Below are 11,292 nucleotides of genomic sequence, written 5' to 3' on the forward strand. Positions count from 1 at the left end.
ACAAAAAAACCCTGCCAGATGAGACAGGGTTAGCGGTCAGGTGCTAATTATTTATAAGAATCGGGATCGGGATTATCACTTGGATGAGCAAATGCCCGCTTGAGTTGATCTGAGGCCGGTTGATTCAATACGATGCCTTTCGGTGGGATGGGCTTCTCAAACCACTTCGCATGCAGGGTCAACATGGCTGGGGATGTGTAGAGTTTGCCCGCTGCCTCGTCCACCACCTTTTTAAAGGCAGGATCATCGCGTGGAATCATAAAGCCATAGGGCTCAGCCTTAGAAAACGCGTCTTTAGAGATTTCAAAATCGCCGGGTGTTTTAGATGCCCCGACCAAACCCGCTAAGATGATGTCGTCCATCACAAAGGCTGCTGCCCGGCCAGTCTCAACCATCAAAAAAGCCTCAGGATGATCTTTGGCGGTCAACACGGTCAGATTCAAGTTTTGCGCCGTATTCGCTTCAACAACTTGTTTGATATTGGTTGTACCTGCGGTTGACACCACGGTCTTGCCTTTCAAACTCGCGATATCGGTGATGCCTGACCCTTTCTTAAAGACGTACCGGCTTGCGGTCAAGTAATAGCTTGGCCCAAATGACACTTGCTTCTGACGCTCAGCATTATTGGTGGTGGATCCGCATTCGAGATCGATCGTGCCATTGGCCATCAAGGGTATGCGAGTCGCTGAAGTCACTGGATTCAATTTGACTTGCAAATTCGGCAAGTTGAGCTTGGTCTTGATTTCGTTGACGACGGCCATGCAAATGTCGACGGCATAACCAACAACTTGCTGCTTGTCATCGTAATAAGAGAAGGGGACTGACGCGTCGCGATGACCAATGGTGATCGTATTGGTTTCTTTAATTTTCTTCAGCGTACCGGTCAATTCTTGCGCCACGGCAGCGCTTGAGAGGACAATGCCCATCGCTGCCAATACACCCAACTGAATATATTTCTTCATGCAAGACCTCGCGTTAAATTAAGTCATTGAAAAAACTTCGACACGTCGCTATTTTGCACCGCAACAGACAAAAAAAGCCAGCACTTGTTTACCCTGATGCGCACCCACCAATTGGCGAGCGCTGGTCTCTCGATTCGCGCACGTTTCAGTGCAAAAAAATCCCACATGGACTTGTTAAATCACTAAAATGGGGCGCTTATTGAAAAACAGCGGTCAACCCAAAACCGAACTTTTCCTCCAGTAACAGCTGGGATGTCATGATTAAGTTTTTTCAACTGTCAGCCCATTGATCTAGTCGCCTATCACTCAACTCATCGTACACAACCCAGCATGCTTAGCCCATTAAAAAACCATGACAGCGATCATCTTGAAACCGACGAATGGCGAGAGGCTTTTCTTGCTATCGTTCAAACACAAGGGCCTGAGCGTGCAAAATTTTTACTCGACGAGTTAGTCAGAACAGCTCATACAGCCAAAATTGGTTGGCAACCTGAACTCAACACGCCCTACGTCAATACCATTTCGGTTGATCAGCAACCCGTTTTCCCCGGGGATTTAGCCATCGAAGAGCGACTCGCCTCACTGATGCGCTGGAACGCCCTAGCCATGGTGGTGAGAGCCAATCAAGCTTATGGCGAACTCGGTGGTCACATTGCCAGTTACGCCAGTGCGGCGGATTTGTTTGAGACGGGTTACAACCATTTCTTTCACGCCCGCGAAGGGCTTGAGCCCGGTCAACATCGTGGTGACCTGGTGTTCTTTCAGCCCCACAGTGCGCCGGGCGTGTATGCACGAGCCTATCTCGAAGGCCGGTTGACCGAGCAAGACCTCTTGCATTACCGCCAAGAGATCGAAGCGAACAAGCAAGGCGTGCAGGGCTTGTCGAGCTATCCTCATCCGTGGCTGATGCCAGATTTCTGGCAGTTTCCTACGGGATCGATGGGCATCGGCCCAATTAGTTCGATTTACCACGCACGATTCATGCGCTACCTGACCCATCGCAATTTATTGGACTGCAACCGCCGCAAGGTATGGGGCGTATTTGGTGATGGCGAGATGGATGAACCTGAATCCATGAGCGCTCTCACGCTTGCGGCACGCGAAGGTCTCGATAATCTGGTGTGGGTCGTCAATTGCAATCTGCAACGCTTGGACGGCCCTGTGCGTGGCAACGGCCGCATCATTGACGAGCTCGAGAAGCTGTTTCTGGGTGCCGGCTGGAACGTCATCAAACTGGTGTGGGGCAGTGATTGGGATGGGCTCTTCGCGCGCGACCTGACAGGTGCTCTCACCCGTGCGTTTGCCAACACGGTTGACGGTCAAATGCAAACGTTCGCCGCCAAAGACGGCCGCTTCAACCGCGACACGTTCTTTGGACAAGATGAAGAACTGGCAAGACTAGCGCAAGGGATGACTGACGAACAGATCGATCGACTCAAGCGCGGTGGGCATGACTTGGTCAAGATTCACGCGGCTTACGCCGCTGCTGCCAACCATCAAGGCCAACCCACCGTCATCTTGGCGCACACCAAGAAGGGCTATGGCATGGGCAGCGCGGGGCAAGGAAAAATGACCACACACAGCCAGAAAAAGTTCGATGAAACCGACCTGATTGAGTTTCGAAACCGATTCAATCTACCCTTGAGCGATGAGCAAGCGACCTCGCTCAGCTTTTATCGCCCCGCCAACGACAGCCCAGAAATGCAATACATGCAATCGCATCGCCAAGTCCTTGGTGGCTTTTTGCCTAAGCGAGAAATTCTCTGTGACATGGTCCAAGTGCCAGATCTCATGCAGTACGCCAGTTTTGCAGTACAAGCCGACGGTAAAGAAATGAGTACGACAATGGCGTTCGTCCGCATGCTCGGCGGCCTGCTCAAAGACACCCAACTCGGGCCACGTATTGTGCCCATTGTTGCCGATGAAGCACGCACGTTCGGCATGGCCAATCTGTTCAAGCAAGTCGGCATTTACTCGAGTGTCGGGCAACGCTATGCACCCGAAGACATCGGTTCAGTGTTGAGCTATCGTGAAGCCCTGGACGGACAGATCTTGGAGGAAGGCATTTCTGAGGCTGGCGCGATTGCCAGTTGGACGGCCGCCGCAACGAGCTATAGCGTGCATGGATTAGCCATGTTGCCTTTTTACATTTATTACTCGATGTTTGGTTTTCAACGAGTGGGCGATCAAATCTGGGCAGCTGCAGATCAGCGGCCTCGTGGCTTTTTGTTGGGTGCAACTTCCGGTCGTACCACCTTGGGCGGCGAGGGTTTGCAGCATCAAGATGGCAGCAGCCATGTGCATGCTTCCACGATCCCAAATTGCAAAGCTTACGACCCAGCCTTCGCGGGCGAGATGGCCATCATCATCGACCGAGGCATTCGCGACATGTTGATCGACCAGAAAGACGTGTTTTATTACGTCACGCTGATGAACGAGAACTATGCTCAACCAACGCTTAAAGCTGATATCGCAGATCAAGTCATCAAAGGTTGCTACTTATTTAACACCTACGCACCGACCAAACCCGCCAGTGGGTCACCCTATGTGACGCTTTTAGGCTCTGGCGCGATCCTGACAGAGGTCATCAAAGCTGCCGAGACACTTGCCAATCATGGCATCAACGTCTTTGTGTACAGCGTGACCAGCTGGAGCGAACTTGCCCGTGACGGCATCCGTTATCAGCAAGCAGCCATCTCGGCAAACCTCGTTGAGGGTCAAGTTTCGTCTGATAAGCCCTTCTTGTGGCAACAACTGAGCCAGAGTAAGGGACCAGTGATTGCAGCAACCGATTATGTCAGGATGGTGCCTGAGACGGTGCGAGCTTACATACCGTCTGACCGCGGTTTTCTGACGTTAGGCACCGACGGCTTTGGCCGCAGTGATACGCGTGCCGCGCTCAGAGATTATTTTGGGGTTGACGCCGCTCACATCGTTCAAACGGCGCTGTTTGCCTTAGCGTGACAGCAGTCAGTATCTTGAGACCTACGCTCGTTTTAGATGCCTGTGTACTGATGTCAGGTGTGCTGCGCCCGGCGCTGCTAGCGATGGCCGAACAGGGGCTCTTTAATCCCGTATGGTCTGAGCGGATTGGGCAAGAGTGGCGACGCAACGCGGCTCGCTTATGGCCGATCGCGGGTGACCTGCTGGCTCAAGAATGGCGCCTGATGGATGAGCGGTTTCCGAACGCGAATCAAGGCGACGTCAGTGCTTTGGAAGAAGGTTTACGTCAGAGTGACAAAAAAGACTGGCATGTGATCGCAGCAGGCATCTCTTCGCGCCGAAAGGATACGTCTAGCGAAACCATCATCCTGACCTGGAACCTCAAAGACTTCAGGCGCTCTGAACTCAGACGAAACGAATTGGGCTTAAGTGATCCCGATACGCTGTTGGCCCGTTGGTGGCCCGTTGAACAAGCCTTGATTCTGACGACCCTTGAGGCTGCTGTTGCACAGCTAATCAAGGATGGTCGCCGTCAACCGGATTCAATGGCGAACTTTTTGAAAAGAGAAAGACTTTTTCGTTTAGCGGCGCTCTATGCCGCGGAGGATATCCGTGGTTAAGATATCTCATCGTCGATGCAAAATGAACAACCGAATTGATAGGGACTGATCATGACCGACTACCCAATTTTTCATGCTGGCAATGTGGTGCTTCAATCTGGCCTCACCTTGCGCAACGCGCAACTGGCGTATCAGACCTACGGCACGCTGAATGCAGATAAATCCAATGTGATTTTGTACATGACGTCGTTTGCAGCGCATCACTATGACGTCGATTGGCTGATCGGCACCGGCAAGGCACTCGATACCAACAAATATTTTGTCGTCGTGCCCAATCTGTTCGGCAACGGGTTGTCATCTTCACCCAGCAATGCGACCGAACCCTTTACAGGCAACCGGTGGCCATACTTTACGATTCTGGACAACATCAGAGTTCAACACAAGCTACTGACCGAATACCTCGACATCCACTCCCTTGAAATGGCTTGCGGTTGGTCGATGGGAGGCCTTCAAGCCTACCAGTGGGCATCTTACTACCCTGAGATGGTTAAGCGCATGGTGGTGCTTTGCGGCGCCGCTAAATGCTCGCCTCACAACCAAGTGTTTATCGAAGGCGTCAGAGCCACGTTAACTTCCGATCCTGCTTTTCAAAACGGCACCTTCGTGAGCCGGCCAGAAAAAAGCCTCAGAGCCATGGGTCGCAACTACGCAGCGATGGCGATGTCACAAACGTTTTATCGGGACGAATTATGGCGTAGCGCTGGATTCTCGTCACTCGAAGACTTTTTGGTCATGTCTTGGGAAGCGAACTTCCTGAAACGCGATGCCAACAATCTGTTGACGCATTTGTGGGCTTGGCAGAATGCGAACATTGCTGCCAATGAGAAATACAACGGTGATTTCAAGGCGGCGTTGCGAGCGATTACGGCTGATTCGCTGATCATGCCTGGCTCAACCGATTTGTATTTTCAAGTTCAAGACAATCGACTTGAAGTTGAGCAGATGCCTAACGCTAAGCTCTTGCCCATTGAGTCAGATTGGGGGCATCGTGCTGGCTTGCCGTCTGCCAACGTTCAAGACGCTGCATTCATTACACAGGCGATTACAGGGTTGCTCGCGAAGGTCTAACGTCAAGGCAGGAAGTGCGTTGCAATCTCTTACAAAATAGACGTTGAGTACGGATTGAAATCCAGCTACTCCATTCGTTAAAATGACTGAATGGAAACTCGCCTCAGCCGCTTAGAAGCCCTCATACCAACGCTCGCCACACGTGAAGATCTTGCACATCTTGAGGGCCGAATGAACTGCGCTATTCAAAAGGTTGAGACCACGCTTCACAAAGAGCTCACCACTCAAACTTGGCTGATTGTTAAATGGATGTCGGGTTTACTCGTTACGCTCTTGCCGAGCCTCTTTGCCGCAGTTTTTTACGCGGCACGCTACACTCACTAGCCAAATGCAAACTCGTCTCACTCGCTTAGAAGCCCTCATACCAACGCTCGCCACACGCGAAGATCTTGCACATCTTGAGGGCCGAATGAACTGCACGATTCAAAACATGAACTGCGCTATTCAAAAGGTTGAGACCACGCTTCACAAAGAGCTCACCACCCAAACTTGGCTGATTATTAAATGGATGTCGGGTGTACTCGTCACGCTTTTGCCGAGCCTCTTTGCCGCAGTTTTTTACGCGGCACGCTATACCCCTTGACGACGCCTTGAAGCTGCTTTGTCATCATTACCACGATGGTGAAATCAATTAAAGCTCAGACCTGACGTCTAAGCTATCCCAAACTGGAAGCCACGACCCGGTGCTGCTGCCAGCAACGTTTGCGTGTAGATGTGCTGAGGGTTAACAAACACCTCCTGGGTCTTACCCTCTTCTACAATCTCGCCTCGTTGCATCACAATGATGCGATCACAAATCTGACTGGCAACCCGCAAGTCATGCGTGATAAAGAGAATACCGATGTTCAATCGTTGCTGTATTTCGGCGAGCAACTCAAGAATCTGTGCTTGCACCGACACATCAAGGGCAGATACCGCTTCATCGGCAATCAATACTTTAGGTTTGCAAGCCAGCGCTCTTGCAATTGAAATCCGCTGTCGTTGACCGCCTGAAAACTCGTTAGGATAACGGTGCAGGGCATCGGGACTCAACCGTACAAGATGCATGAGTTCTTCGGCCTGCTTCCAGGCCTCGGCATGTGGCACACCAAAATTCAACGGGCCTTCAATAATCGCCTCGCCCACCGTTCGACGAGGATTCAATGAACGATAAGGATCTTGAAACACGATTTGAACAACTCGCCGAAACGGATAAAGCGCACGCCCTGTGACTTTCGCGATAGATAAACCATCTGCAAAAATCTCACCAGCGCTGGGATCGATGAGCCTGGCGATACAACGAGCGACGGTCGATTTACCTGACCCGGACTCGCCCACAATACCGACGGTTTCACCGGGCAACACTTGCAGTGAAATATTTTTGGCGGCATCGACACGATGTTTGCGCTTAGGCCAAGCGCCTGTCCAATAAGTCTTAGACAAACCCACGGTCTGCAATAAAGGGTAAGCCTGCGTCACCGGCTCGCGATGTTTGGGCACTAACCCTGGCACCGCCGCTAAAAGCATTTGTGTGTAGGGTGCTTTCGGCTGTTGCAAGACATCGAGCCGATCCCCTTGCTCGACCATCTCGCCGAGCTTCAGCACAACCACACGATCAGCGATTTCTGCCACCACCCCTAAATCATGCGTGATGAACAACACCGCAGTATTGCTCTGCGCTTGCAGCTCTGCAATCAGACTGAGAATCTCAGCTTGTGTGGTGACATCGAGCGCAGTGGTTGGCTCGTCGCAGATCAACAACGCCGGTTTCAGAATCAGCGCCATCGCAATCACGATGCGTTGTCTTTGCCCACCAGACAACTGATGCGGATAAGAACGAAACATACGTTCTGGGTAAGGTAATTTTACCCGTGCAAAAATGTCCAAGACTTTTTGTCGGCGTTCGCTTGTCGATAATTTGGTATGTTGCCAAAGTTGTTCATCCACTTGGTCGCCACAGGTCATGATAGGGTTCAAGGCCGTCATTGGCTCTTGAAAGACCATCGCCATTTTTTCGCCGCGCAACTGTCTAAGACGCTCGCCACTTGCCTGCACCACAGACTCGTCTAACAGAGAAATATCACCCGCTGTCGTCAACAAAGTTCTAGGTAACAGGCCCATGATTGCCTGAGCTATCACCGACTTACCCGACCCCGACTCACCCAACAAACAGACAATCTCGCCTTGCTTCACATCAAAGCTGATGTCATGCACGGCATAAGGTCGATCAGCCGTTGCGGGCAAACGAATACTCAAACCCTTTACCGATAATACGAGAGAGCGACGCTCAGTCATGTGCTTACCTTAGCCTGTGCGCTTATTGAACTTTGGATCAAGTGTGTCTCGCAAACCATCACCCAGAATATTCACGGCCAGCACCGTTACCGCAAGGAAAGCCCCCGGAAACAAGACGGTTTGTGGATACTGGTTGAACTGCGTTCGGCCGTCAGACATGATGTTGCCCCACGTCGGAATCTCTGGCGGCAAACCCACCCCTAAAAACGACAAAATCGCTTCCACCAAAATCGCAGAGGCACAGACGTAAGTCCCCTGAACCAGCAAGGGTGCAATTGCGTTGGGCAAGATATGGCGCCACAAAATATTACCCGTTGATGTGGCAAGCGACACGGCTGCCTCGACATAGGGTTCTTCGCGAATGGTCAGCACGATAGATCGAACAAGTCGAGCCACGCGGGGGATCTCAGGGATGGTGATTGCAATGACCACGGTGACCACTGTCGGGCGCCAGATGGCCATCAGCGTGATGGCAAACAGAATTCCAGGGATAGCCATCAGACTATCCATGACTCGCATCAGGACGTTATCGAGACGCCTGAAATACCCTGCAGCCACACCACAGCAAGTCCCGCCAATCAGAGCTAGCACGGCCACACACAATCCCACGGTCAATGAAATGCGTGCGCCGTAGGCCACTCTGCTCCAGGTGTCACGCCCAAGACTGTCTGTTCCCATCAAAAAATAGTGCTCGAAGGTGTCGCCTGATAAATCAGAAAACTCTGCTTGAGTACCTGGCAGTATGTTCGCACTCGATGGGTCCATGGCGGTGGGCTCAATGGTATAGAGCCAGGGGGCAAAGAGAGCCATACCCAGCAACAACACCAACGCCACTAAACCAATGCGTACTGACGTATTGTTGAGGATTTTGTTTTGCTGCTTGCGCTTGGCCATGAGTTTTTGCGCCACGTTAATAGCGGATACGGGGATCAAGCAAAACATAGCTTAAATCCACGAGTAAATTAATTAAGACATAAGCAAACGAGAAGAACAAAGTGATCCCCTGAATCAAGGGAAAGTCTCGTCCCAACACGGCGTCAACCGTCAACTGGCCAACCCCTGGTATGGCGTAAACCGTTTCTGTCACCACCACGCCCCCAATCAGCAAGCCGATTCCAATGCCGATCACCGTCACAATCGGCACCGCTGCGTTGGTCAAGGCGTGCTTGACGAGTATTCGTAACTCACTAATCCCTTTGGAGCGAGCCGTTCTGATGTAATCCTCTGTTAGCGCTTCAGCAACAGAAGCACGGGTCACTCGGGCGATCAAGGCGAGGTAGACAATCGACAGCGTCAGCGCGGGTAAAAAGAGATGTGACAACCACCCCCCGAAGCTCTCGTTCATGGGCACGTAACCCTGCACCGGAAAAATCTTCCAGTGCAGCGCAACGGCCCAAATCAGGAGGTAGCCGATGACGAAAGTTGGGACTGAAAACCCCAAGACAGAAAAACTCATGAGAGACCGATCTAACCATCCCCCATGCCGCCACGCTGCCAAAATCCCCAAAGGGATTGCAATCAATAACGTCAGCAGCATCGTGAGCGCAGACAAAGAGAGGGTCGGGCCAATCCGTTGCGCAATTAAATGGGTCACGGGTTGTTTCATGTAATAGGATTCACCCAAATCACCCATCAACGCTTTGCTCGCCCAGCTTGCAAATTGCACGGGCAGAGGCTCATCCAAACCAAGGCTTTTACGGATACGCGCAATATCCTCGCTGTTGCTGTTATTACCAACCAAGGCTGCCGCAGGATCGCCCGGTGTCAGTCGCAACATCGTAAAGACAATGACGGCAACGATGAGAAGCACGGGTACCGTGGACAGCACCCGTCTGAGAATAAACAGCATCAGTTCTTCTTTAAATTCCAGAACGCATTGACCGTTGAAGGTACTAAGCCCGTCACAACGCCTTTACGAACAACCGTCAGGTAATCGAAGTCACCGACTTTGGCAAAGATACCTGTTTTATAGGTTTGCATCTGAAGTTCTGCTGCAATCTTTTTGCGCTGCTCGTCAGTTGAGGCTGCCATGAAGTCTGCTTTCAACTGCTCAAGTTTGGCGTCTGTTGTCCAGCCGAACCACCCTTTCTCACCATTACCTGTGAGCGGGGGGAAGAACAATGGATTCATCATATCGCCAGGACCCCAACCCGTAATAAACATGTTCCAACCGCCTTTGTCCGCCGGCTCTTTACTCGTGCGACGGGTGACCAGAGAGGCCCAATCCATGGTTTGCATATCTACGTTAAAACCAGCCTGTTTCAACAGCTGAGCAAGCACCGGTGGGAATTTATTCAACACCGCAAAATCTGCAGGAAACAACAGCACAACAGGCTTGCCGTCGTAACCGGCCTCTTTCAGCAGCTTCTTGGCGGCTTCAAATTGTGGCTTACCGGTGAAATAACCTGTTTCAGTCGATGCTAATGGCGAATCGCATGGGTAGATAGAGACGCAAGGACGGTAAAGATCCTTGTTCACCATTTGCGCCTTCATCAACGCCTCTTGGTTCAGTGCCATGATTGCCGCTTGAGCGATTTTTGGATTATCAAACGGCGGTACAAAATGATTCAAGTGCAAATCAAATGAACCTGCCGGGGTTGGTTTGATCAGCGCTATCTTCGGATTGTCTTTAAGCGCCGCATATTGATCAGCAGGCATCCATTCGATCATATCGACTTCGCCGTTGGCAATGGCATTTGCTTGTGTCTGAGCGTCTTTCAAGATGACCCATTCAACGCGATCAACAAAGACGCGCTTGCCGCCGGCAGTGCCCGAAGGCTCTTCTGCGCGTGGGACGTATTTCTCGTTCTTAAGATAAACGATCTTTGCGCCTGGTTTGTACTCATCCATCTTAAGGACGTAAGGGCCAGAACCAATGTATTCAGTGATCTGCTGATCGGCGGGTGTCATCGCCACACGCTTAGGCATGATGAAGTTTGCATTGCCGGAGGGCTTGGACAGCGCATCGAGCGTCATGGGAAACGGCGTTTTAAAGGTCATTTTGAACGTGTTCGAATCAACGGCCTCGAACTTGTCGAGCGCAGTTGCCATGACTTGACCAAACACATCGCGTTTGGCCCAACGATTGACCGAAGCGATTACGTCATCAGACGTGACCGGCTGCCCATCACTAAAACTTAGCCCTTTGCGAAGGGTAAACGTCCATTCTTTGAAGTCAGCACTCTTGGTGTAGGTATCGACCATCTGCGGTTGGATCTTACCGTTGGCATCAATACCAAATAATTGGTCGTACACCATATAGCCGTGATTGCGGCTAACAAATGCTGTCGTCCAGATGGGATCCAGTATTTTTAAGTCTGCCTGTGGGACGATGCGCAAGACTTTCGAATCGTCTTGAGCGTGCGAGTTGCCAGCAAAACCGATCATTGCAAAAGACACGGCGACTAACAAACGACTCATCGACC

Annotated in this window: 10 protein-coding genes; 5 read left to right on the forward strand and 5 right to left on the reverse strand. The window is 51.4% G+C overall.

Annotation, left to right across the window (positions count from 1 at the left end; genetic code table 11):
• Positions 1-47 precede the first annotated feature (47 nt).
• On the reverse strand, positions 48-962 hold the full coding sequence (locus AC1W8Y_RS06245; protein WP_482013608.1) for an amino acid ABC transporter substrate-binding protein: 915 nt from the start codon (positions 960-962) through the stop codon (positions 48-50).
• A 330-nt stretch (positions 963-1,292) separates the two neighbouring features.
• Here AC1W8Y_RS06245 and mdeB point away from each other — a divergent pair, with 330 nt between their 5' ends.
• The 5 genes from mdeB to AC1W8Y_RS06270 all read left to right on the forward strand — a co-directional run bounded on the left by mdeB (position 1,293) and on the right by AC1W8Y_RS06270 (position 6,176).
• Positions 1,293-3,926 (forward strand): alpha-ketoglutarate dehydrogenase, encoded by a 2,634-nt coding sequence (mdeB, locus tag AC1W8Y_RS06250; protein WP_482013609.1) that lies wholly within the window; start codon positions 1,293-1,295, stop codon positions 3,924-3,926.
• A gap of 14 nt (positions 3,927-3,940) precedes the next feature.
• Positions 3,941-4,525 carry a PIN domain-containing protein gene (locus tag AC1W8Y_RS06255; protein ID WP_482013610.1) on the forward strand — a complete coding sequence of 195 codons (585 nt, stop codon included), beginning with the start codon at positions 3,941-3,943 and terminating at the stop codon, positions 4,523-4,525.
• A 51-nt stretch (positions 4,526-4,576) separates the two neighbouring features.
• Positions 4,577-5,593 (forward strand): alpha/beta fold hydrolase, encoded by a 1,017-nt coding sequence (locus tag AC1W8Y_RS06260; RefSeq protein WP_482013611.1) that lies wholly within the window; start codon positions 4,577-4,579, stop codon positions 5,591-5,593.
• 90 nt (positions 5,594-5,683) lie between these two features.
• Complete coding sequence (locus tag AC1W8Y_RS06265) at positions 5,684-5,917, forward strand: hypothetical protein (RefSeq protein ID WP_482013612.1); 234 nt, start codon at positions 5,684-5,686, stop codon at positions 5,915-5,917.
• Between the two features lie 4 nt (positions 5,918-5,921).
• On the forward strand, positions 5,922-6,176 hold the full coding sequence (locus tag AC1W8Y_RS06270) for a hypothetical protein (protein ID WP_482013613.1): 255 nt from the start codon (positions 5,922-5,924) through the stop codon (positions 6,174-6,176).
• 68 nt (positions 6,177-6,244) lie between these two features.
• Here the strand turns inward: AC1W8Y_RS06270 and AC1W8Y_RS06275 are convergent, their stop codons facing one another.
• From AC1W8Y_RS06275 to AC1W8Y_RS06290, 4 genes are read right to left on the reverse strand one after another with little or no spacing between them, the layout of a single operon-like run.
• Entirely contained in the window at positions 6,245-7,867 is a 1,623-nt protein-coding gene (locus AC1W8Y_RS06275; protein WP_482013614.1) for a dipeptide ABC transporter ATP-binding protein, read from the reverse strand.
• 9 nt (positions 7,868-7,876) lie between these two features.
• Entirely contained in the window at positions 7,877-8,761 is an 885-nt protein-coding gene (locus tag AC1W8Y_RS06280) for an ABC transporter permease (RefSeq protein WP_482013674.1), read from the reverse strand.
• A 16-nt stretch (positions 8,762-8,777) separates the two neighbouring features.
• Entirely contained in the window at positions 8,778-9,719 is a 942-nt protein-coding gene (locus AC1W8Y_RS06285; RefSeq protein WP_482013675.1) for an ABC transporter permease, read from the reverse strand.
• Complete coding sequence (locus AC1W8Y_RS06290; RefSeq protein WP_482013615.1) at positions 9,716-11,287, reverse strand: ABC transporter substrate-binding protein; 1,572 nt, start codon at positions 11,285-11,287, stop codon at positions 9,716-9,718. The genes AC1W8Y_RS06285 and AC1W8Y_RS06290 overlap by 4 nt, the downstream gene beginning before the upstream one ends.
• Between the last annotated feature and the right edge of the window lie 5 nt (positions 11,288-11,292).

It is taken from the genome of Jezberella sp. (genome assembly GCF_964834465.1).

What these genes read in the sequence shown, in the direction of transcription:
- AC1W8Y_RS06260 (WP_482013611.1), top strand. Translation starts at nt 4,577, where the DNA reads ATGACCGACTACCCAATTTTTCATGCTGGCAATGTGGTGCTTCAATCT.
- mdeB (WP_482013609.1), top strand. Translation starts at nt 1,293, where the DNA reads ATGCTTAGCCCATTAAAAAACCATGACAGCGATCATCTTGAAACCGAC.
- AC1W8Y_RS06280 (WP_482013674.1), bottom strand. Translation starts at nt 8,761, where the DNA reads ATGGCCAAGCGCAAGCAGCAAAACAAAATCCTCAACAATACGTCAGTA.
- AC1W8Y_RS06275 (WP_482013614.1), bottom strand. Translation starts at nt 7,867, where the DNA reads ATGACTGAGCGTCGCTCTCTCGTATTATCGGTAAAGGGTTTGAGTATT.
- AC1W8Y_RS06270 (WP_482013613.1), top strand. Translation starts at nt 5,922, where the DNA reads ATGCAAACTCGTCTCACTCGCTTAGAAGCCCTCATACCAACGCTCGCC.
- AC1W8Y_RS06290 (WP_482013615.1), bottom strand. Translation starts at nt 11,287, where the DNA reads ATGAGTCGTTTGTTAGTCGCCGTGTCTTTTGCAATGATCGGTTTTGCT.
- AC1W8Y_RS06245 (WP_482013608.1), bottom strand. Translation starts at nt 962, where the DNA reads ATGAAGAAATATATTCAGTTGGGTGTATTGGCAGCGATGGGCATTGTC.
- AC1W8Y_RS06265 (WP_482013612.1), top strand. Translation starts at nt 5,684, where the DNA reads ATGGAAACTCGCCTCAGCCGCTTAGAAGCCCTCATACCAACGCTCGCC.